The organism is Mameliella sp. LZ-28 (assembly GCF_012274245.1).
GTDB lineage: Bacteria > Pseudomonadota > Alphaproteobacteria > Rhodobacterales > Rhodobacteraceae > Antarctobacter > Antarctobacter albus.
Genome location: NZ_JAANYX010000032.1, coordinates 239365 through 260182 on the forward strand (window position 1 = coordinate 239365; position 20818 = coordinate 260182).

Annotated in this window: 22 protein-coding genes and 1 tRNA gene; 9 read left to right on the forward strand and 14 right to left on the reverse strand. The window is 65.2% G+C overall.

The features are described 5' to 3' along the window. Positions 1-103: 103 nt before the first annotated feature. Positions 104-1129 (reverse strand): sugar ABC transporter substrate-binding protein, encoded by a 1026-nt coding sequence (locus G9Q80_RS16325; protein ID WP_043140561.1) that lies wholly within the window; start codon positions 1127-1129, stop codon positions 104-106. Between the two features lie 218 nt (positions 1130-1347). Here G9Q80_RS16325 and G9Q80_RS16330 point away from each other — a divergent pair, with 218 nt between their 5' ends. Then, positions 1348-2574: an ROK family transcriptional regulator gene (locus tag G9Q80_RS16330; RefSeq protein ID WP_232788175.1), complete on the forward strand. Its 1227-nt coding sequence runs from the start codon at positions 1348-1350 to the stop codon at positions 2572-2574. Positions 2575-2751: 177 nt separating this feature from the next. Here G9Q80_RS16330 and G9Q80_RS16335 read toward each other — a convergent pair. Further along, positions 2752-2836, reverse strand: a tRNA-Leu gene (locus G9Q80_RS16335). A 152-nt stretch (positions 2837-2988) separates the two neighbouring features. On the opposite strand from G9Q80_RS16335, the gene G9Q80_RS16340 reads away from it, so the two are divergent. Next, the gene (locus G9Q80_RS16340) at positions 2989-3972 is read left to right on the forward strand and encodes a complex I NDUFA9 subunit family protein (RefSeq protein WP_088714673.1); all 984 of its coding nucleotides are present in this window, start codon (positions 2989-2991) and stop codon (positions 3970-3972) included. A gap of 71 nt (positions 3973-4043) precedes the next feature. Here the strand turns inward: G9Q80_RS16340 and G9Q80_RS16345 are convergent, their stop codons facing one another. The 4 genes from G9Q80_RS16345 to G9Q80_RS16360 form a co-directional block, all read right to left on the reverse strand. Then, the gene (locus tag G9Q80_RS16345) at positions 4044-4307 is read right to left on the reverse strand and encodes a DUF6455 family protein (RefSeq protein WP_074621923.1); all 264 of its coding nucleotides are present in this window, start codon (positions 4305-4307) and stop codon (positions 4044-4046) included. Positions 4308-4317: 10 nt separating this feature from the next. After that, entirely contained in the window at positions 4318-4623 is a 306-nt protein-coding gene (locus G9Q80_RS16350) for a DUF6455 family protein (protein ID WP_074621922.1), read from the reverse strand. A gap of 3 nt (positions 4624-4626) precedes the next feature. Then, the gene (locus G9Q80_RS16355; protein ID WP_074621921.1) at positions 4627-4878 is read right to left on the reverse strand and encodes a DUF6455 family protein; all 252 of its coding nucleotides are present in this window, start codon (positions 4876-4878) and stop codon (positions 4627-4629) included. 102 nt (positions 4879-4980) lie between these two features. Further along, a complete protein-coding gene (locus G9Q80_RS16360) occupies positions 4981-5688 on the reverse strand; it encodes a M48 family metallopeptidase (protein ID WP_088714674.1) in 708 nt (235 codons plus the stop codon). A gap of 111 nt (positions 5689-5799) precedes the next feature. On the opposite strand from G9Q80_RS16360, the gene G9Q80_RS16365 reads away from it, so the two are divergent. Both G9Q80_RS16365 and G9Q80_RS16370 read left to right on the forward strand, forming a co-directional pair. Beyond that, the gene (locus G9Q80_RS16365) at positions 5800-6198 is read left to right on the forward strand and encodes a thiol-disulfide oxidoreductase DCC family protein (RefSeq protein ID WP_088714675.1); all 399 of its coding nucleotides are present in this window, start codon (positions 5800-5802) and stop codon (positions 6196-6198) included. 9 nt (positions 6199-6207) lie between these two features. Further along, the gene (locus G9Q80_RS16370) at positions 6208-6438 is read left to right on the forward strand and encodes a DUF8831 family protein (protein ID WP_043140582.1); all 231 of its coding nucleotides are present in this window, start codon (positions 6208-6210) and stop codon (positions 6436-6438) included. Positions 6439-6446: 8 nt separating this feature from the next. On the opposite strand, the gene G9Q80_RS16375 is transcribed toward G9Q80_RS16370, so the two are convergent. Further along, positions 6447-6704 (reverse strand): DUF167 domain-containing protein, encoded by a 258-nt coding sequence (locus tag G9Q80_RS16375; RefSeq protein WP_069210603.1) that lies wholly within the window; start codon positions 6702-6704, stop codon positions 6447-6449. A 97-nt stretch (positions 6705-6801) separates the two neighbouring features. Between G9Q80_RS16375 and G9Q80_RS16380 the strand changes: the two genes are divergently transcribed. Continuing rightward, positions 6802-7380: a nitroreductase family protein gene (locus G9Q80_RS16380; protein WP_088714676.1), complete on the forward strand. Its 579-nt coding sequence runs from the start codon at positions 6802-6804 to the stop codon at positions 7378-7380. Then, positions 7377-8069, forward strand: a complete 693-nt coding sequence (locus tag G9Q80_RS16385; RefSeq protein ID WP_069210553.1) for an EI24 domain-containing protein — start codon at positions 7377-7379, stop codon at positions 8067-8069. The genes G9Q80_RS16380 and G9Q80_RS16385 overlap by 4 nt, the downstream gene beginning before the upstream one ends. Positions 8070-8083: 14 nt before the next feature. Here G9Q80_RS16385 and G9Q80_RS16390 read toward each other — a convergent pair whose 3' ends face one another. Both G9Q80_RS16390 and mce read right to left on the reverse strand, forming a co-directional pair. After that, a complete protein-coding gene (locus G9Q80_RS16390) occupies positions 8084-8374 on the reverse strand; it encodes a DUF1467 family protein (RefSeq protein ID WP_069210554.1) in 291 nt (96 codons plus the stop codon). Further along, positions 8374-8778, reverse strand: a complete 405-nt coding sequence (gene mce / locus G9Q80_RS16395; RefSeq protein ID WP_043140590.1) for a methylmalonyl-CoA epimerase — start codon at positions 8776-8778, stop codon at positions 8374-8376. Before mce ends, G9Q80_RS16390 begins: the two co-directional genes overlap by 1 nt. A 132-nt stretch (positions 8779-8910) precedes the next feature. Here mce and G9Q80_RS16400 point away from each other — a divergent pair, with 132 nt between their 5' ends. After that, on the forward strand, positions 8911-9627 hold the full coding sequence (locus G9Q80_RS16400; protein WP_043140593.1) for a response regulator transcription factor: 717 nt from the start codon (positions 8911-8913) through the stop codon (positions 9625-9627). 9 nt (positions 9628-9636) lie between these two features. On the opposite strand, the gene G9Q80_RS27910 is transcribed toward G9Q80_RS16400, so the two are convergent. The 3 genes from G9Q80_RS27910 to aspS form a co-directional block, all read right to left on the reverse strand. Continuing rightward, the gene (locus G9Q80_RS27910) at positions 9637-10860 is read right to left on the reverse strand and encodes a DUF1501 domain-containing protein (RefSeq protein WP_184757139.1); all 1224 of its coding nucleotides are present in this window, start codon (positions 10858-10860) and stop codon (positions 9637-9639) included. A gap of 3 nt (positions 10861-10863) precedes the next feature. Beyond that, a complete protein-coding gene (locus tag G9Q80_RS27915) occupies positions 10864-12240 on the reverse strand; it encodes a DUF1800 domain-containing protein (RefSeq protein WP_184757137.1) in 1377 nt (458 codons plus the stop codon). A gap of 109 nt (positions 12241-12349) precedes the next feature. Further along, positions 12350-14131 carry an aspartate--tRNA ligase gene (aspS, locus tag G9Q80_RS16410; RefSeq protein WP_088714677.1) on the reverse strand — a complete coding sequence of 594 codons (1782 nt, stop codon included), beginning with the start codon at positions 14129-14131 and terminating at the stop codon, positions 12350-12352. Between the two features lie 154 nt (positions 14132-14285). On the opposite strand from aspS, the gene G9Q80_RS16415 reads away from it, so the two are divergent. Further along, positions 14286-15515 (forward strand): SAM-dependent methyltransferase, encoded by a 1230-nt coding sequence (locus G9Q80_RS16415; protein WP_168246503.1) that lies wholly within the window; start codon positions 14286-14288, stop codon positions 15513-15515. Between the two features lie 13 nt (positions 15516-15528). Here the strand turns inward: G9Q80_RS16415 and G9Q80_RS16420 are convergent, their stop codons facing one another. Then, on the reverse strand, positions 15529-16203 hold the full coding sequence (locus G9Q80_RS16420; RefSeq protein ID WP_088714678.1) for a CPBP family intramembrane glutamic endopeptidase: 675 nt from the start codon (positions 16201-16203) through the stop codon (positions 15529-15531). A gap of 166 nt (positions 16204-16369) precedes the next feature. On the opposite strand from G9Q80_RS16420, the gene carB reads away from it, so the two are divergent. Further along, a complete protein-coding gene (carB, locus tag G9Q80_RS16425; protein WP_043140610.1) occupies positions 16370-19741 on the forward strand; it encodes a carbamoyl-phosphate synthase large subunit in 3372 nt (1123 codons plus the stop codon). 131 nt (positions 19742-19872) lie between these two features. Here carB and G9Q80_RS16430 read toward each other — a convergent pair whose 3' ends face one another. Then, positions 19873-20628: a DUF3592 domain-containing protein gene (locus tag G9Q80_RS16430; RefSeq protein ID WP_157903805.1), complete on the reverse strand. Its 756-nt coding sequence runs from the start codon at positions 20626-20628 to the stop codon at positions 19873-19875. Positions 20629-20818: the final 190 nt, after the last annotated feature.

The following is a 20818-nucleotide window of genomic DNA, read 5'->3' on the forward strand; positions in this document are numbered from 1 at the left end:
GTTCTGATGCGCGTTTTCAACCAGCCTAGTCGATCGGGTGGCGACGCGTCCATTGGCAAGGGGGCGGGCGGCGCCCCCTTGTTCTTGTCTCAGGCGGAGGGGATCAGCCCCAGCAGAGGTCCAGGCCTTCCTTGACCGAGATCGACTCGACGCCTTCGACCGGCTCGTCGGTGACCAGGGCCACGCCGGTGTCGAAGAAGTCCTTGCCCTCGGTCGGCTCGGGCTTGACGCCCTCGTCGGCCCATTTCTTGATCGCCTCGATGCCCAGGCTGGCCATCATCAGCGGGTACTGCTGCGAGGTGGCGCCGATCACGCCGTCCGCGATGTTCTGAACACCGGGGCAACCGCCGTCCACAGAAACGATCAGCACGTCATTTTCACGCCCGATGGCCTTGAGCGCCTCGTAGGCACCGGCGGCGGCGGGTTCGTTGATTGTGTAGACCACGTTGATGAAGGGATCCTGCGCCAGCAGGTTCTCCATCGCGCGGCGACCGCCTTCCTCGTTGCCCTGTGTCACGTCGTTGCCGACGATGCGCGGGTCGGTCTCGTCGCCCCACTTGGACGCGTCCATGACGTCGATCCCGAAGCCGGTCAGGAAGCCCTGGTCACGCAGAACGCCCACGGTCGGTTGCGACACGGCCAGGTCCAGCATGCCGATCTTGGCATCGGCTGCATCGTCGCCCAGTTTGGCGGCGGCCCATTTGCCGATCAGTTCACCGGCCAGGAAGTTGTCGGTGGCAAAGGTCGCGTCTGCGGCGTCGATCGGGCTCAGCGGTGTATCCAGGGCGATCACCAGGATGCCGGCGTCACGCGCCTGTTGCACGGCGGGAACGATGGACGAGGTGTCCGATGCGGTCAGCAGGATGCCCTTGGCGCCGTCGGCGATGCAGGTCTCGATCGCCTGAACCTGGGTTTCATGGTCGCCGTCGATCTTGCCGGCAAAGGATTTCAGCTCGATGCCCAGCTCTTCGGCCTTGGCGGTCGCGCCTTCCTTCATCTTGACGAAGAAGGGGTTGGTGTCGGTCTTGGTGATCAGGCAGGCGCTGATCGAATGGCTGGCGGCGCTTGCCCCGCTGGCCAGAGCGGCGGCGGTCAGGGCAATGGCCGTGCCGGTCAGAAGCTTTGTCATGGTATCCTCCCAGAATGTCTTTCGACGTATCGCGGGGCCCCTCGCGTGGTGAACCGAGCCCGAGGGCAGGGTTCGCCGGCCCCATGCCATCTAGAAAGCCGATTCGGACCGAGTCTGTCAACATTAATAAATCCACTTTATTTATTATTGACAGAAGGCCGTCCGGCATGGAGTCTGTCAGGCAGCCACCATTGGCCAAGAAGACGAGAACAGACCCGATGAAATTGGACGGCACAAAGGCAGAGGGAGAGGCGGCGGCAATGCCCGCCGATGGGGTTCGAGGCTCTAACCAGAGCGGGGTGCGGGCCCATAACGAACGCCTTGTCCTGTCGCTTGTCCGTCAGTTCGGGCCGCTCGCCAAGGCAGAGATCGCCCGGCGCACTGGGCTTTCGGCGCAGACCGTTTCGGTCATCATGCGCGCGCTGGAAAAGGAAGGCCTGCTGGAAAAGGGAGAACCTGTGCGCGGCAAGGTCGGCCAGCCTTCTGTGCCGATGGGCCTGGCGCAGGGCGGCGCCTATTTCCTGGGGTTGAAGGTCGGCCGCCGCTCGCTGGACCTTATCCTGACGGATTTCCACGGTCACGTCGAAGGCCGGGTACACCTGTCGCATCGCTATCCGACTCCCGAAAGCGTTGTGACTTTCGCCAACACGGCCATTGCCCAGCTACTGGACCAGCTGACGCCGGAGAACCGCAAGAAGGTGTCGGGCCTGGGAATCGCAACACCGTTTCGCCTGTGGGACTGGGCGCGCCCGCTGGGCCTGACCAGTTCCGAAATGGAGGCCTGGCGCGAACGCGACATCGCAGCCGAAATCGCGGACACTTGGGAGTTTCCGGTCTACCTGCGCAACGACGGGTCTGCCGCCTGCGGGGCAGAACTGGTCTTTGGCGATCAGAACAAGCCGCGCGACTTCCTGTATTTCTTCGTCGGTTTTTTTGTGGGCGGCGGTTTGGTGATCGACAACACGGTCTTTACCGGGCGCAGCGGCAACGCAGCCGCCCTCGCCTCTATCCCCATCGGAATCAAGGGCGCGAAGGTCCGGCAACTGGTCGACGTGGCCTCGATTTACACTTTGGAACAACTGGTGATCGGCGAAGGGGGCGACAGTCGCCTGATTTGGGACAACCCGACCGAATGGAACCTGCCGGGCGACGTGCTGTCCACCTGGGTGGAAAAGGCCGCCGAGGGGCTGGCCTATGCGACGCTCTCGGCCTCTTGCCTGATCGACTTTGAATGTGTGGTGATCGACGGCTGGCTGCCCGATTCCGTCCGTACCTCCCTTGTCGATCATACCCGCCGACGGCTGAACGAGATTCGCGTTGCGGGAATCGAGGTGCCGGACCTGCGCGAAGGCAGCATCGGTCGCGACGCGCGCGCGCTGGGCGCGGCCAGCCTGCCGCTGTCGGACAAGTTTCTCGTCGACCGGAACGCCTTTCTCAAGGCCTGAGCCGGTGTCCCCGAGTCCTTGGTCACGATTGACCGAAGGCATGCGCTGACTCTTGGGGCGCAGATCGAATTCCTGAACTTTGAAGCGTCGCGAAGGTGCCGGGCGCGAGCGGATTTCTCGGCACGATATTTAGGCGTCCCGGTGCGGGTAAGCCGATGTTTTTCATGTCTTGGAAAATGGTGCCCAGGAGAGGACTCGAACCTCCACGACCGAAGTCACTGGTACCTGAAACCAGCGCGTCTACCAATTCCGCCACCTGGGCATCAGGAGCGTGAGGCAGGCGTTTAAAGGTGGTGCGAGGGGGTGTCAACGGCCATTTTCAAGAAATCTTCACGCGGCAATGCGGCGCCTTGCGGGCGAGGCGCCGCGCCGGTATTCCTGCCGGGAAAGCTGGCTACAGGAGGGCGCGCCCCAATGTCCAAACTCGTCACCATCTATGGCGGCTCGGGATTCGTCGGACGCTATATCGCCCGTCGCATGGCCAGGGAGGGCTGGCGCGTCCGTGTCGCCTGCCGCCGCCCGAACGAGGCGATCTTTGTCCGGCCCTATGGCGTCGTCGGCCAGGTCGAACCGGTGTTCTGCAACATCCGCGATGACGACAGCGTCCGCAGCGTGATGCAGGGGGCCGATGCGGTGGTGAATTGCGTCGGCACCTTCGACAAGGGCGGCAAGAACAACTTTGACGCCGTTCAGCACGAAGGCGCGGAGCGCATCGCACGCATCGCCGCCGAGGAAGGCGTTTCGCGGATGGTGCATGTTTCTGCCATCGGTGCCGATCCCAAGGGCAAGAGCCTTTACGCCAAGAGCAAGGGCAAAGGTGAGGAAGCCGTCCTTGAGCACATGCCGCAGGCCGTGATCCTGCGCCCGTCGGTGATTTTCGGCCCCGAGGACGCCTTTTTCAACCGCTTCGCCTCGATGACCCGCATGGGTCCTGTGCTGCCGATCGTCGGCGGCGCAACGAAATTCCAGCCGGTCTACGTGGACGACGTGGCGCAGGCTGCCGGCAAGGGCGTTCTGGGACAGGCAGAGCCGGGCATCTATGAACTGGGCGGTCCGGACGTGATGACCTTCCGCGAACTGATGCAGGTGATGCTGGACGTGATCCGCCGCCGTCGCCTCGTGGCAAACATTCCTTTTTTTGCCGCAAGTGTCATCGGGGCGGTTTCGGATCTCGTGCAAAGCCTCTCGCTGGGCCTGATTCCCGCGCAGATCACCGCCGACCAGGTCCGCAGCCTGCGCCAGGACAACGTCACCGCCGAAGGCGCTCGGGGGTTCTCCGACCTAGGGATCTCGCCGATGTCCGTTCAGGCGGTGCTGCCGGACTATCTCTGGCGGTTCCGGCCTTCGGGCCAATACGAGGCGATCAAGGAATCGGCCCAGAACCTGCGGTCGCAATGACAGAAAAAATGGGGGCGGAAACGCCCCCTGTTGTCATTCTGGCCCGGGCGTCTCTTTCCCGCAGGTGACCGTCACTGGCGTCGCTGAAGCTCGGCCAGTATGGGGCCGTTGTAGCACCCCGGGGGCGGTGTCCCGGTCAGCGAGGTCTGGCGAGACAACCATTGCTCGCAGGCATCGACCAAGGCGCATCCCCGACAGGCGGTGACCATCGAGGCATAGGCGCCCGGTGCCAGGCTGCCATCGTTCAACGCATCGCTGAGGCTCAGGCCCATGACCCGCGCAACGCTGCGTGTCATGAAAAAATGCCGGGCGGGGTCACCAAGCGTCAGTCCCATCTTTCTTCTCCTAGGACGTGGTGCCTTCCATCGCGTCTTGCAGCGCGGCAAGGCGTTTGCGGTTCAGACAGGTGCCGGGAAAGCTGCGCGTGTCGTCCACGGGCTTGTTCAGCCATTGACCGCAACCCTCGGACCAAGTGCAGCCCCGGCAGCGCGTGACGAGTCCCGCCCAGTCCTCCTGCGTGAGCAGCCCGGCGTCCATCGCGCCGACCAGATCGACGCCGGTGGCCTTGGCCATGCGCTGGACCAGCCAGTAGTGCTCGGTTTCATCCCCCAAGACGGTGGGGCGGGTCGGGGCAGGGCGCGTTCCGTCCATCTCTCAGCCCGCTTCCAGGGAACGGAACAGGCCGGAGTTGCGGCAGAACGCGGGCGTCTCGGTGTCTTCGCGATTGCCCAGCCAGCGTGCGCAGGTCTCTGGCGACGTGCAGGCCGTGCAGCGCAACACCGCGTCCTCCAGTTCAGAGACCGTCAGCTTTCCGCGCATGATCTGTTCTTCAAGGTCTATCCCGCGGGCCTGCGCCATGTCATCGACCAGCGCCGCATGGCGTTTCAGTGTCGCTCTGCTCTGCATTGATCCGTTCCCTCTGTCCTCTGTCGTCGAGGCAAAGCATGGCAGAGCGGGCGCGCGGTCGCCTTGACTCAGGTCAACGCAGGGTTGCCGCAGGGTGAGGCGTCACCGCTGGCGCAGCGCCTTTTCCGTCTCGGCCACGATCTTGAGGCGGGCGGCATTGGGCGGGTGGCTGCCAAGGAACCTGTTGCCGGGATCGGGAATGCGCGCGAAAAACTCGGCCCCGCGCAAGGGATCGAAGCCGGCGCGATAGGTGATGATCGTGCCCAGCTGGTCCGCTTCCAGCTCGAACTCCTTGGAATAGGTGCGGGCGCCCACCGCTGCACCCAGTTGTTCGGCATTGCGCACGGCCTCGGCCTCGGCCCCGCTGATGGCGGCAATCCCGGCAAAGACCACGGCGCCGATGGTGGCGCTCTGCTTGGTCTTGGCGAGATGGTCGAGTATGTGATGCGCGGCCTCGTGCCCCATGACAAAGGCCAGTTCGTCCGCGTTCCGGACCGAGTTGATCATGCCGATGTTGAAGGCCAGGATCGGTCGGCCGAACCGGTCGACGGTCTGGAAGGCATTGGGCGCCAGCTCGGCTCGGTCGTCGATCACGATCTGGAAATCGCAGTTCAGCCCCCGGGTCCGCTCGCGGCATTCGCGTTCCGCCACCGGCTCGACGGTCTGCACGACCTGCACGAATTGCCGCGCGGCGCGGTTGGCGCGCTGCTGGGCCTCGGATCCGCCCAGGGCACTGGGCGCGGGGGCCGGCAGGGGCGCGGCACAGGCGGACAGCAACGCAAGGGCGATGAGCGGCAACAGTCGGGTCATGGAGGGTCCGGAAAACGATGAGTGTACCGCGACCCTAAGCTGCCGCGACCTTCTGTTCCAGCCGGTCGCGATCAATTGGCAGTGTTGCGCCGGTGATCTAGGTTTCAGTGCATGACCGAAAGGCCAACCGTGATCTACAACGACAGTTGCCCGATCTGTTCGCGCGAGGTGGCAGGCTATCGCCGCATGGCGGAACGTGACGGCGTCGATGTCGGCTTTGCCGGGCTCTCCGAAGGCACGCATCAAGATCACGGACTGTCCCGCGACCAGGCGGCCCGCAGGTTTCATGTGGTCAAGGACGGCACGCTTTACAGCGGGTTGCCCGCCTTTGCCGTCCTCTGGGCAGAGATGCCGCGCCTGCGCTGGCTGGCCTGGCTGGTGCGCCTGCCGATACTGAGCCGCATTCTGGGCCTGATCTACGATCACCTCGTGGCCCCGGCGCTATATGCCCTGTACCGGCGGCGTCAGCGTCGTGCCGAATCGGTTTCCGGCAAGGGGCGCGCGGGCTAGGCTGACGACATGTACAGCGTAGAACATGACTTTGACGCCACCGTCGTGACCCTGGTGGACGAAGGCGGCCCGCCCCTGCAAGAGGACGTGGTCATCTCGGGCTTCGAGGATTGCATCACGGTCGAGCAATACGACCCGCGCACCGACAGGATGCAGCGGATCACCCTGTCAATTTCGCAGATGCAGGACCTGGTGGCGGCGGTGAACACGCCCGAAGGCGTCTATCGGCGCAAGGATTGAATCCCGGCTCAGTCGGCGATTCGAAACAGCTTGTCCCGCGCGGTCTCGCCGCGCACCAGTTCCAGCCGGCTTTTCGGCAGTCCCAGCGCCTTGGCCAGCAGCTTGATCACCGCCGCATTGGCCTTGCCGCCCTCCGGCACCGTCGTGACCGTGACGCGCAGGCTGTCCCCGTCTCGGATGACGGCATTGCGCGATGCCCTGGGCGTGACACGCACGGTCAGCGTGGCGCCCGGCACCGCAAGGTCGGAGAGATCTGGCTGTTTCATGCCCCCCGCATACAGGCTGCGCCGTGATGCGCAATATTCCCGGTTGAAACCCGGCGCCTGCGGCCTGACATAACGGCGGACGATGACAGGAGACGCCATGCCCATCCCGAACCCCGCTGCAATGGACTTTCTGCTGAGCCGCCGGTCGCGCCCGGCCAAGACGTTGAAGGCGCCCGGCCCCGACGATGCCGCGCTGATGCCCCTGTTGACGGCAGCGGCGCGGACCCCCGATCACGGCAAGCTGGAGCCCTGGCGGTTCATCGTGTTGCGGGCGCCCGCGATGCGGCGTCTGGCGGATGCCGTGACAGAGTGCGGCACCCGGCTGGGCAAGAGTGACGAGGACATCGCCAAGGCACGCGACGCATGGGAGCGCAGCCCGCTCTGCGTTGCCGTCGTCGAGGTGCGGAAGGACAGCCCCAAGATACCGGCGCTGGAACAGACCTATTCGGCGGGTGCCGCCTGTCTTGCGCTGCTGAACGCGGCGCTGGCCTCAGGCTGGGGCGCGAACTGGCTGTCGGGTTGGGCCAGCCATGATCGCGGCTTTGTCGAGGGCGCACTGGGGCTTGGCGCAGATGAAAAGATCGCCGGGTTCATCCACATCGGAACCGAAGGCGCCACGCCGCCGGAACGTCCGCGCCCCGACCTTGACCAGATCGTCAGCTGGGTGTCGGAATGATCTTCGATGCCGTCAGCCGCGCCATGGCGCAAATGCCTGATCCGCGCTTTCGCGGCGTGCTGTTGCGCGGGATCGGGATCACGCTGGGGGCGCTGATCGCCGCCGTCGTGGTGGTGTTCAACGTGGTCGGCTGGATGGTCGGAGATGCCGTCACGCTGCCCTGGATCGGCACGGTGCAATGGCTCGACGACGCGGCAAGCTGGGCCTCGGTGCCGGTCATGCTGCTGTTGTCGGTCTTCCTGATGACGCCGGTGGCCTCGGCCATCATCTCGATGTTCCTCGAAGAAGTCGCGCAGGCGGTCGAGGACCGCCACTATCCCGGTTTGCCCGCCGCAACCCCGGTCAGCTTTTCAGATGGCCTGATGGATGCGCTGGGGTTCTTCGGGACAATGGTCCTGGCGAACCTGCTGGCGCTGATCGTCTACCTGATCTTTATCCCCTTCGCGCCCTTCATCTTCTGGGCGCTGAACGGGTTTCTGCTGGGTCGGGAATATTTCACGCTGGCCGCCATGCGCCGTGTCGGCCGGATCGAGGCACGCAAGCTGCGGCGCCGGCACATGCTGACGATCTGGGTGACGGGTGTGGTGATGGCGGTGCCCCTGACCGTTCCCATCGTGAACCTGCTGGTTCCCGTGCTGGGGGCGGCGGCCTTTACCCATGTGTTCCACCGGGTGAACCGCGCCCGCTAGGGGCGCGGTCCCAATCAGTTGACGTGCGAGCTGCCGTCCATCCGGTCGAACATCCAACCGTCGATGTCGCGCACCGTGATCACTTCGAAGACGATGATCGAGGCGATGACGGCCCAGAGCACGAAGGCGATGCCGGTCGTGATCCAGGCCTTGCGCTTGAGGTTATGCACCTCGGGGCTGCCGGCATGGGTGCCGGGCACAACGTCGCCCAGGTCTCCCTGGGTCTTCAGCCGGATCGGGATGACGCAGAGGAACGTCATGAACCAGATCACGGCAAAGAGGACGATGGCCGAGGTGATCCCCATCAGACCTGCTCCAGTTCCACGAGGCAGCCGTTGAAGTCCTTGGGGTGCAGAAAGAGCACGGGCTTGCCATGTGCGCCGATCTTTGGCTCTCCGGTGCCCAGCACGCGGGCGCCGGTTTCCTTCAGGTGGTCGCGCGCCGCAAGGATGTCCTCGACCTCGTAGCAGACGTGGTGGATGCCGCCCGAGGGGTTCTTGTCCAGGAACCCCTGGATCGGAGAGTTTTCTCCCAGTGGATACAGCAGCTCGATCTTGGTGTTCGGGAGTTCGATGAAGATCACGGTCACGCCGTGGTCGGGCTCGTCCTGCGGCTCTCCGACCTTGGCACCCAGCGCGGTGCGGTACTGTGCGGCGGCGGCCTCTAGGTCGGGCACGGCGATGGCAACGTGATTCAGGCGTCCGATCATTTGTCTCTCCATGTCTGGCGTTGGCAGAGGTTATGGCGTGACGACACAGGCCGGACAAGCCGGTGCGACCCTTAACCGCTTGTTCACCTTGTCGGGGCCAATCTGGCAGGCGACTCGATGAGGAGCCCCGACATGGACGACTATGATCAACTCTCCCCGCACCTGCGTCCTACCGCGACGCGGCCCCTGCTTGGGCTGACCATCCTCGTGGTTGAGGACAGCCGGTACTCTTGTGATGCCATGCGCCTGTTGTGCCTGCGGTCCGGGGCGCGTATCCGCCGTGCGGACTGCCTGAAGTCGGCGCGACGGCACCTGCAGGTCTATCGGCCCAGCGTGGTGATCATCGACCTGGGCCTGCCGGATGGGTCGGGTGCAGACCTGATCGCCGAACTCAGCACGACCTGTCCGCGCGTAGATGTCCTGTTGGGCACCAGCGGCGACACCTTCGCCGAAGAAGTGGCCCTGGCCGCCGGTGCCGACGGTTTCCTGGGCAAGCCGATCTCTTCGGTTGTCGCCTTCCAGAACGCCATCCTGTCGGTCCTGCCCAGCGAACGGCGTCCCACCGGCCCGCGTCTTGTCTGCGACGATCCCGTGGTCCCCGATCCCCTGTCCTACCGCGATGACATGGCCCACGCGGCAGACGTGCTGGGCGACGCGCGCAACCCACAGACCTTGGCCTACCTGACGCAGTTCCTTGCCGGGGTCGCGCGCAGCGCGGGCGACGGCGTGTTGCAGCAGGCAGCAGAGGACCTGGCCGATGCGCGTGCGGCTGGCCGTCCGGTTAAGCCCGGTCTGGACCGTGTGTCTGCCCTGGTTCAGGACCGCGTGGCCGATCGCATGGCGATCTGACCGCCCGCACTACAACAACAGGCCCGGGTCGCTTCCCATGTCGAGTCCGGGAAAGACCGTGGTTTCCAGCGTGCTGCGAGCGATGCCGAATTGTCCGTGCAACAGCCAGGCCAGATGCGCCCGCAGGTCGCGGGTGGGTCTGAGGTCACGCTCTTCATAAAGCGCTCCGTCGCCTAGGCCGGGCCAGTCGGTGATGACACGGCCCCCGCGCAGGGCGCCACCGGCCAGTACCATTGCCCCACCGGTGCCGTGGTCCGTGCCTTCTGTCCCGTTCCAGCGCGCGGTCCGCCCGAATTCGGTCACCGCAGCCACCGTGGTCTTGCCCCAGGCCTCTGGTCCCAGGGCCTCTTGCAGGGCAAGAAGCGAGTCCGACAGCTGTTCCAGCGACAGGGCCAGGTGGCGCTCCTGCGACTTGTGCGTGTCCCAGCCGTTCAGGGAATAACAGGCGATCCGCGCCGCATCCCGCAATTGCGCACCGGCAAATTCCGCCAGCACACGGCCCGGTCGATGCCGGTCGCGCGGCGCCATCATGTCGTCCCGCATCGCGGCCATCATGTCGCCGGGGGTGCCCGAAAAGGCCAACCCGTCACCGTCACCTCCCGCCAGCGCAAAGGCGCTTTCCAGCGCTGCGGCCATCGCAGGATCGGACTGCATCACCCGTTGGGTCAGCAGAATGGCCTGAGGCGACAGGCGCAGGTCCGCCTCCGGCGTCCAGCGGTTTACGGGCGCAGGCCCCGACAGGATGCGCAGCGGCTCGCTGCCGATGGCATAGGCGGTTTCCGCGCTGGCCCCGGGCAGATTCTGGACGAGACGGTTCAGCCAGCCATCATCGGGCAAGGGCGCGTCCGAGGCGGCCACGCCGGCTTCCAACAGGTCCTGGCCGTCGAAGTGGCTGCGCTTGTCGCGGTAGGGGATCGAGACCGCATGGGCGAAACCCAGGTCACCCGCCTGCCAGAGCGGGCGCAACGGGGCCAGGGCCCCGTGCAGCGCGAACTGCCCGTCGAGATCGAAGGCGCCCCCGTCCATGTCCGGTCCCGGCCGGCCCAGGGCGGCAAAATCCGGATCGCCATAGGGCGCCACCACGTCGAGGCCATCCATGCCGCCGCGCAGGATGATGACCACCAGCCGGGCATCGCCCGGCGTCGCGGCGAAGCTGACCGGCGTGACCAGCGGGCTGGCGGCCAGAGAACAGCCAAGGGCGGCACTGCGGGCCAGGAAATTGCGTCTGTCCATCGCTCACATCCTCTGAAAGGCGGGGGAGGCCAACACCACGCCGATCCCGTCGGCTCGGGTCTCGGCGGCGCCGGCGGCAAAGCGCACCTCGGCAGGGGCGCGCGACCCCAGCGCGGTTTCAACGAAATCGCGCGGGTCCGGCAGGGCCCCCAGCAGGGCCTGCGGCATGGTAAAGCCCCATTGCAGACGGGCGGCCAACCCCTGCGGTGTCAGCCAGGCGTCATCGGCCTCGGGCAACCCGTCGGGGCCGGGTGGTTTCTGCCAGACCTGCCCCATCAGGCGCATCGGTTCGACCAGCGCGATGCCGACCCGCTTGCCCAGGATTTCCTGCGGGATGTCCAGCGCCCGGCAGGCCGAGGCGATGAAATCCAGCGGCTGCTTGGCATTGGCCGGGCGCGGGTCCCAGGCGGCCGGGTGATCCAGCATGGCCCGGTAGACCGCCATCAGGTCGCCGTCGGTGTTCAGCCAGGCGGTTTCCATCGCGCTGACCAGGTCCGCGTCGGGTGCATCCGCCACGAAATGCACGGCCAGCTTGCCCGCGACATGGCGTGCTGTCACCGGATGCCTGGCAAGGTCGCGCAGGGCGTCGTGAATATCCTCCAGCCGGGCGGGATGGTCGCCGCCATAGCTTTTGCCCAGCACGGTCTCCGACCCGGGTTCGGCCAGCGGGCGGCGGAACTCGGTGCCGCCTTCGGGAGTGAAGGCGAGCCCGGTCAGCAGTTCTGCCAGTTCGCGCACGTCGGTCTGCGTATAGGGGCCGTCCACGCCCAGCGTATGCAGTTCCAGAATCTCACGGGCCAGGTTCTCGTTCAGGCCCTTTTGCCCGGGGTATTTCAGTGCCTGCGGAGAGTTTGGCCCGGCCGAGGCGTGCTGGTCGAGGTAGTGCAGCATCAGGGGATGCGTCGTCACCGCGATCAACATGTCCTCGAACCTGCCGGCGAGATGCGGGCGGATGGCAGATTCGACGTAGGGCGACCCGGCCTGGATCATCACGTTGGCCTTGCCGCGCGCGGTGAAATGGTCGGCCCAAAAGCTTTCCAGCCGTTCGCGCAAAGGCGTCGGGCTGTTCACGCGGCGGGCGACATGGGCCACCAGCCACTCCGACTGCAACTTGCGGGCACTGCGTTTGAGTCGCTGGATTTGTTCAAGTGCCAGCCCCTCCGCCTCGGTGCCGCGCGTCAGGCGGCGGATGCGACCCAGCGTGTAGGCGTTGACGACCATGTCCCTGGAAAAGGCGTCGAACGCCATGATCGGAAAGCTTTGTGCCATTCCGTCTGGGGCGGTCAGCCCGTCCAGCAGCGCCTGCATGGAGGCGGGGGCGGCGATCCGGGGGGACCGGCCACAGCCAAAGCGGATATCGGCAAGAACGGGGTCGAACATCTTGGGGCCTCAACGCTGTTAAGGCCCCTATAGCGCAAGCGGGGCGTGCTTGCATCGCCCCGCACGATGTTGTGTCCGGCGCCTCGGCAAAAAGGCGCCTTTTGCGGCGTCAGTCTTGCGGAATGACGCGCAGGGACAGTTCCATAAGCTGATCCGACGATGGATCGGAGGGCGCGTTCATCATCAGGTCTTCGGCGCGCTGGTTCATCGGGAACATGATGACCTCGCGGATGTTCGCCGTTTCGGCCAGCAGCATCACCATCCGGTCGATGCCCGCGGCACAGCCGCCGTGCGGCGGGGCGCCGTAGTGGAAGGCGTTGTAGAGCGCGCCAAAGCGGTTCTTGACCTCGTCCTCGCCGTAACCCGCGATTTCGAACGCCTTCAGCATGACCTCGGGCTTGTGGTTCCGGATCGCACCGGACACCAGCTCGTAACCGTTGCAGGCCAGGTCGTACTGGAAGCCCAGCACCTTGAGCGGATCGCCCTGCAGCGCCTCCATCCCGCCCTGCGGCATCGAGAAGGGGTTGTGCTCGAAGTCGACCTCGCCGGTTTCCTCGTCCTTTTCGTAGATCGGGAAATCCACGATCCAGGCAAAGGCAAAGCGGTTCTCGTCGATCAGCTTCAGCTCATGGCCCAACGTATCGCGCGCCTTGCCCGCGATCCGCTGGAAGCTGGCGGGCTTGCCACCCAGGAAGAAGGCCGCGTCGCCGACGCCAAGGCCCAGTTGTTCCCGGATCGCCTCGGTCCGCTCGGGGCCGATGTTCTTGGCGAGGGGGCCGGCGGCCTCCATGCCCTCGCCCTGGTCGCGCCAGAAGATGTATCCCATGCCCGGCAGACCCTCTTTCTGCGCCCAGGCGTTCATCCGGTCACAGAACTTGCGCGAGCCGCCGCCCGGCGCCGGGATGGCGCGGATCTCGGTGCCCTCCTGTTCCAGCAGCTTGGCGAAGATGGCAAAACCGGAACCGGCGAAATGCTCGGAGACCACCTGCATCTCGATCGGGTTGCGCAGGTCGGGCTTGTCGGTGCCGTATTTCAGCGCCGCCTCGGCATAGGGGATCTGCGGCCATGTCTCGGGTGCATCCACGGACTTGCCGCCGCCGAATTCCTCGAAGACGCCCGCGATCACCGGCGCCACCGTGTCGAACACGTCCTGCTGCTCGACAAAGGACATTTCCATGTCGAGCTGGTAGAAATCGGTGGGCGAGCGGTCGGCGCGCGGGTCCTCGTCGCGGAAACAGGGCGCGATCTGGAAATACTTGTCGAAGCCCGAGACCATGATGAGCTGCTTGAACTGCTGGGGGGCCTGCGGCAGGGCGTAGAACTTGCCCGGATGCAGGCGCGACGGCACCAGGAAGTCGCGCGCGCCCTCGGGCGAGGAGGCGGTGATGATCGGCGTCTGGTACTCGCGGAACCCCTTGCCCCACATGCGGCGGCGGATGCTGGACACCACGTCGGACCGCAGGGTCATCGATTTCTGCATCGCCTCGCGGCGCAGGTCGAGATAGCGGTATTTCAGGCGGGTTTCCTCGGGGTATTCCTGGTCGCCGAAGACGATCAGCGGCAGTTCCTGCGCCTCACCCAGCACCTCGATGTCGCGGATATAGACCTCGATTTCGCCGGTGGGCAGCTTGGGGTTCACCAGGCTGTCGGCGCGGGCCTTCACGGTGCCGTCGATCCGGATGCACCATTCGCTGCGCACCTTCTCGACCTGGGCAAACACCGGGCTGTCGGGATCGCAGAGCACCTGCGTCATGCCGTAATGGTCGCGCAGGTCGATGAACAGCACGCCGCCGTGGTCGCGGATGCGGTGCACCCAGCCGGCCAGCCGGACGGTATCACCCACCTGGTCCTTGGTCAGATCGGCACAGGTATGGCTGCGATAGGCGTGCATGTCGGGCCCCTTTGATATGCGCAAAAGTCAGGCGCCGATACATCCCGAGGGGCGGGGGAAGTCAAGGGAGACGGCTTTATTTGGTGAGAATCACCTGAGTCTGCTAATCATCAATGCCGGGAGGACGCGCCAAAACGTCGCAAGGGGGTTTGCCATGTGGGAGTCTCTGTTTCGCAACATGATGCGCCGGATGCTGCGGCACGGCCAGTTGACCGTGACCATGCCCGGCGGGCAATCGGAAACCTACGGGCCGGGCGGTGGCCCCGAGGCCCATATCATCCTGACCGAACCGGACACCGTGCGCCGGTTACTGATGCGCCCCGGCCTGGCGTTGGGGGAATGCTATGCCGAGGGCACGCTGCAGGTCGAAGGCGACGACCTGCCGGGGCTTCTGGGGCTGTTCGTGCCCAGCGGCAACATCGCCGAACTGCCGCCCTGGTACGAACTGCCGCGCAGATTGCAAAGCGCGCTGCGAGGTTTCCTGCAGCGCAACACGCCGTTCACGGCCCGGCGCAACGTCGCGCATCACTACGATCTTTCGGACGATCTGTACCGGATCTTCCTGGATGCGGACATGCAGTATTCCTGTGCCTACTGGTCAAAGTCCGACATGACCCTGGAAGAGGCGCAGGCGGCCAAGAAGGCGCATATCGCTGACAAGCTGATGATAAAGCCGGGGATGCGGGTGCTGGACATCGGCAGCGGCTGGGGCGGCATGGCGCTGACGCTGGCACGCGACTACGGCGCGCAGGTGACGGGCGTGACGCTGTCGGAGAACCAGCTGGCCACGGCGCAGGCACGGGCGCATGTCGAGGGGCTGGAGGATCGGGTGCGCTTCCTGCTTCTGGACTATCGCAAGCTGGAAGAGCGATTCGACCGGATCGTCAGTGTCGGCATGCTGGAACATGTCGGCGCCCCGCATTACCGCGAGTATTTCGGCAAGGTGCGCGACCTGATGGCCGACGACGGCGTTGCGCTGATCCACTCCATCGTCAAGAACGGCCCGCCGCGGCCCAACAACGCCTGGATCGACAAGTACATCTTTCCCGGCAGCTACGCCCCCTCCGCCTCCGAGGTCTATCGCGCGATCGAGGACAACTGGCTGCATCAGTGCGACGACGAGGCGCTGCGCATCCATTACGCTATGACGCTGCGGGCCTGGCGCGAGCGGCTGGAGGAAAACCGCGACCGGGTGGTCGAGATGTTCGACGAACAGTTTCTGCGGATGTGGCGGTTCTACCTGGTCTCGATGGAAGTCTCTTTCCGGCAGGGCAACCTGCATGTCCAGCAGTGGCAACTGGCCAAGTCCATGTCGGCCGTGCCGATCACCCGCGATTACCTGTACCCGGCGGCGCGGGCGGACTGGATGCGCGCGGCGGAATAGTGGTGGTGCGGTCTCAGAATGGCCGCACCACGTTGCCCGAGTAAAAGAAGATGCCCAGCCCCAGCGCGAACAGGATCACCCCGGCGATGGAATGCAGTACCACCGCCTCTGCGAAACTTCCGCGCCGTTCATAAGCCCAGGCAAAGGCGAGCCCGCCGAAAAAGGTCATCCCGGCGACGATCCAGCTCCAGTACATCAGGTGGGCAAAGGAAAAGAGCGCGGCGTTCAGCACCAGCGGCGGCCATGTCCCATCGGGCAAGAGTCCGCCGTAGCGTCGAAAGAACAAGGGCCGAAAGACCAGTTCCTGCGGCAGGGCCGACAGGAATGGATAGAGCGCCGCGATCATCAGCATCAGCATCGGGTTTAGACGGATCAACGCAAAGGCGGCCTCTGGCGCGGTCAATTGCAGCACCGCGTAGCCCGTGGTGGCCGTCACCGCCGCAAAGCCCGCCACCAGCCACCAGTCGATCCGCGCGGCGCCGCGCCGCAGCGAGCGCCAGTGAAACCCCGGCGTGATGTGCAGCAGGACCACCCCCAGCGCGGTGAACCCGAAAAGCAGCGGGAGCATCATGTCCGCGGGAAAGGCCAGCGCGATGACCGCGGGAATCACCGCAAAGAAACAGGCGAACTCTACCCATAGCCAGACGCGCCGCGTCTCTGCCCTGTCGTCCTCCGGCAAAATGGCCATACCCGCCGCATCCTTGTCCTGTACCCTGCTGTCAGATAGGTGCCCTGTGTCGCCGTACCACCCCGTTCGAGGCTTGCGCTTGAACCCGCGCTGCGTATAACGCCGACAATTTGCCAACAGAGTCCCCCGGAAACGCGCCATGCCGGGGCCCAGACGGAGCTGCCCGATGCCCAAGCGTACCGACATTCAGTCCATCATGATCATCGGAGCGGGGCCCATCATCATCGGCCAAGCCTGCGAGTTCGACTATTCCGGTGCCCAGGCCTGCAAGGCGCTGCGCGAAGAGGGCTACCGGGTGATCCTGGTGAACTCGAACCCGGCCACCATCATGACCGACCCCGGCCTGGCCGATGCCACCTACATCGAGCCGATCACGCCGGAAGTCGTCGCCAAGATCATCGAGAAGGAACGCCCCGACGCGCTTTTGCCCACGATGGGCGGGCAGACGGGCCTGAACACCTCGCTGGCGCTGGAAGAGATGGGGGTGCTGGAGAAATTCGGCGTCGAGATGATCGGCGCCAAGCGCGAGGCCATCGAAATGGCCGAGGACCGCAAGCTGTTCCGCGAGGCGATGGACCGCATCGGCCTGGAAAACCCCAAGGCCACGATCATCACCGCGCCCAAGAAGGACAACGGCAAGCGTGACCTCGAGGCCGGCGTCGCCCTGGCTCTGGAAGAGCTTGAAGAGATCGGCCTGCCGGCGATCATCCGACCCGCCTTTACCCTGGGCGGCACCGGCGGCGGCGTGGCCTACAACCGCGAGGACTATATCCATTACTGCCGCACCGGTATGGATGCCTCGCCCGTGGGCCAGATCCTTGTCGATGAATCCCTGCTGGGCTGGAAAGAGTATGAAATGGAGGTTGTCCGCGACAAGGCGGACAACGCGATCATCGTCTGTTCCATCGAGAACGTCGATCCGATGGGCGTGCACACCGGCGACTCGATCACCGTAGCGCCCGCACTGACGCTGACCGACAAGGAATACCAGATCATGCGCAACGGCAGCATCGCCGTCCTGCGCGAGATCGGCGTCGAAACCGGCGGTTCCAACGTGCAGTGGGCGGTGAACCCGGAAAACGGCCGCATGGTCGTGATCGAGATGAACCCGCGCGTGTCGCGGTCCTCGGCGCTGGCCTCCAAGGCCACGGGTTTCCCGATCGCCAAGATCGCCGCCAAGCTGGCCGTCGGCTACACGCTGGACGAGCTGGACAATGACATCACCAAGGTCACGCCCGCCAGCTTTGAGCCGACCATCGACTATGTCGTGACCAAGATCCCGAAATTCGCCTTCGAGAAATTCCCCGGTTCCGAACCTTACCTGACCACGGCGATGAAATCGGTGGGCGAGGCAATGTCCATCGGCCGCACCATCCACGAATCGCTGCAAAAGGCGCTGGCCTCGATGGAATCGGGCCTGACCGGCTTTGACGAGGTGGAAATCCCCGGCGTCAGTGTCGATCCGTGGTCGACCGCCCCGGAAAAGGCTGCCGTCATCAAGGCGATCAGCGAACAGACCCCGGACCGGATGCGCACCATCGCCCAGGCCATGCGCCACGGGCTGACGGACGACGAGATCCACGGCACCACCATGTTCGACCCCTGGTTCCTGGCCCGGATCCGCGAGATCGTCGAAGCCGAGCAGGAGGTCCGCGCCGAGGGGCTGCCGCAGGACGCAGAGGCGATGCGCGCGCTCAAGATGATGGGCTTTACCGATGCCCGCCTGGCCAAGCTGACCGGTTTTGCCGAAAAGGACGTGCGCGCACGGCGGCAGGCGCTGGGCGTCACCGCGGTCTTCAAGCGCATCGACACCTGCGCCGCCGAGTTCGAGGCGCAGACCCCCTACATGTATTCCACCTACGAAGAGCCCCTCATGGGCGAGGTGGAATGCGAGGCGCGGCCCTCCGACCGCAAGAAAGTGGTCATCCTGGGCGGCGGTCCCAACCGGATCGGGCAGGGGATCGAGTTCGACTATTGCTGCTGCCATGCCTGTTTCGCGCTGACCGACGCGGGCTATGAGACCATCATGGTCAACTGCAACCCGGAAACTGTCTCGACCGACTACGATACCTCGGACCGCCTCTATTTCGAGCCGCTGACCTTTGAACACGTCATGGAAATCCTGACGAAAGAGCAGGAAAACGGCACGCTGCACGGCGTCATCGTTCAGTTCGGCGGCCAGACCCCGCTGAAGCTTGCCAACTCGCTCGAGGCCGAGGGCATCCCGATCCTGGGCACCACGCCCGACGCCATCGACCTGGCCGAGGACCGCGAGCGGTTCCAGGCGCTGGTCAACCAGCTGGGCCTGAAACAGCCCAGGAACGGCATCGCCTCGACCGACGCGCAGGCGCTGGACATCGCCGAAGAGATCGGCTTTCCGCTGGTGATCCGCCCCTCTTACGTCCTGGGTGGTCGGGCGATGGAAATCGTGCGCGACATGGATCACCTGCGCCGCTACATCAAGGAGGCGGTTGTCGTGTCCGGTGACAGCCCCGTCCTGCTGGACAGCTACCTGTCCGGCGCGACAGAGCTGGACGTCGATGCGCTCTGTGATGGCGAAAACGTCCATGTCGCCGGCATCATGCAGCACATCGAAGAGGCCGGCGTGCACTCGGGCGACAGTGCCTGTTCGTTGCCGCCCTACTCGCTGGACGCCGATATCCTGGCCGAGATCGAACGCCAGACCCATGCGCTGGCCAAGGCGCTGAACGTGGTTGGCCTGATGAACGTGCAGTTCGCGATCAAGGCCAACGCGGCGGGCGAAAACGAGGTCTACCTGATCGAGGTGAACCCACGCGCCAGTCGCACGGTGCCCTTCGTCGCCAAGGCGACCGACAGCGCAATCGCCAGCATCGCCGCCCGCGTCATGGCCGGTGAACCGCTGACGGCCTTCCCCAAGCGTGCCGGTTACGAGGCAAGCATAGACTATGACACCGACGTGCCGATGGCTGATCCGATGACGCTGGCCGATCCGAACATGCCCTGGTTCAGCGTCAAGGAAGCGGTGCTGCCCTTCGCCCGCTTCCCCGGCGTGGACACGATCCTGGGCCCGGAAATGCGCTCGACTGGCGAAGTCATGGGCTGGGACCGCAGCTTTGCCCGCGCTTTCCTCAAGGCGCAGCTGGGGGCGGGGACGCATCTGCCGACAGAGGGCACGGTGTTCTTCTCGATCAAGGACGAGGACAAGACACATCAACTGATCGAGACTGCGCGCATTCTCGTGGACCTCGGCTTCACCATCGTCGCGACCTCGGGTACGGCGTCCTTCCTGGCCGCGCATGACATCGCCTGCGAGCTGGTGAAAAAGGTCTACGAAGGCCGCCCGAACATTGTCGACCTGATGAAGGACGGCAAGGTTCACCTTGTCATGAACACCACTGAGGGGTCCGCGGCGGTCGAGGACAGCCGCGAAATTCGTTCGGTCGCGCTCTACGACAAGATCCCCTATTTCACGACCGCTGCCGGGGCGCATGCCGCCGCGCTGGCCATGAAAGCACGGGAAGAGGGCGAATTGGTGGTGAAGAGTTTGCAGGGGTGAGGTGCGGTTTCGGCGCGAGCTGGGGGAACAATGACCCGCTCTGTTTCGTGCCGCCGCGTCCTGGGCCTGCCCCGGGAGCAAGCGCCGCCTGCGGAAATATCAGCCGTTGAAACATTGGTGGACGGCGGCGTTTACCGCGCCGTCCGCCACCTCTGCACACCCCAGATCAGCCCGAAATTCACCAGTCCGAACCCCACCGGCGGCACCAGCATCGCCACCATCGCCAGCGGCAGGCTGACCCATCCCACATACGGCAAGGCCCAGGCCTCGACGGCGTAGCGCAGCCAGATCGAGAGGGTAAAGAACGATCCCAGCGCGCAGAGCATAAGCAGCGCAGAGACCCACCTGACCCAGCGCGGCAGCGGCCCGGCCTTGGGACGGCGGTGGGTCACTTGTTGGGGCCCGTCCCGGACCTGATCCGGGACCTCGCCGCCGGCCACGCGCCGAGCGCGCCAGCGCCGTATCAGCGGCCAGATCAGGCACCCCGCGAAAAAGATCAGGAACATCCAGGCCAGCGCCAGGCTCCGGCTTTCGAATAGCGGGTCCACCAGCACGGTGTCCGGCTCGTCTCGCAGGTAGCGCACCGGCACCTGCGCGCCGGGGTCATGGGCGCGCAGGAAATCTCCGGTCACCTGCGCCTCGGCCGTGATGACCTCACCGTCTACGGAATAGCGGACCGTGGCATAGTGGCGAAAGCGCACCGGCTTTTCGGGCTGGCTCTGCGTTCGCTGCGTGCGGCCGGAGAGGAAGACCGCCGTGGTCTCAACCCCGTCACGTTCGAACCGGGCGGCGCGCGACGAGGCGCTGTAGATCAGCGTGACAAGCAGGAGAAACAAAAGCGCTATTAACCCGGCGACAAACAGGGGAATCGGTTTGCGGGCACTCATCCTGTTCCCCCGGTTTCTGCACGTTGCGGGCGGGTCCTCCCGTCCATTCCATCGCTTTTTAGCACGAGTTCGGGGTACGGGAATGCGGGGCTGCGCGCGGTCCGGATTTTCCGGCAGGTCGGCAGGATCTCGGACCGAACCCGGCGCCAACCCGCTCAGAAAGGATGCCGGTCCGGGCGACATCTGGGTA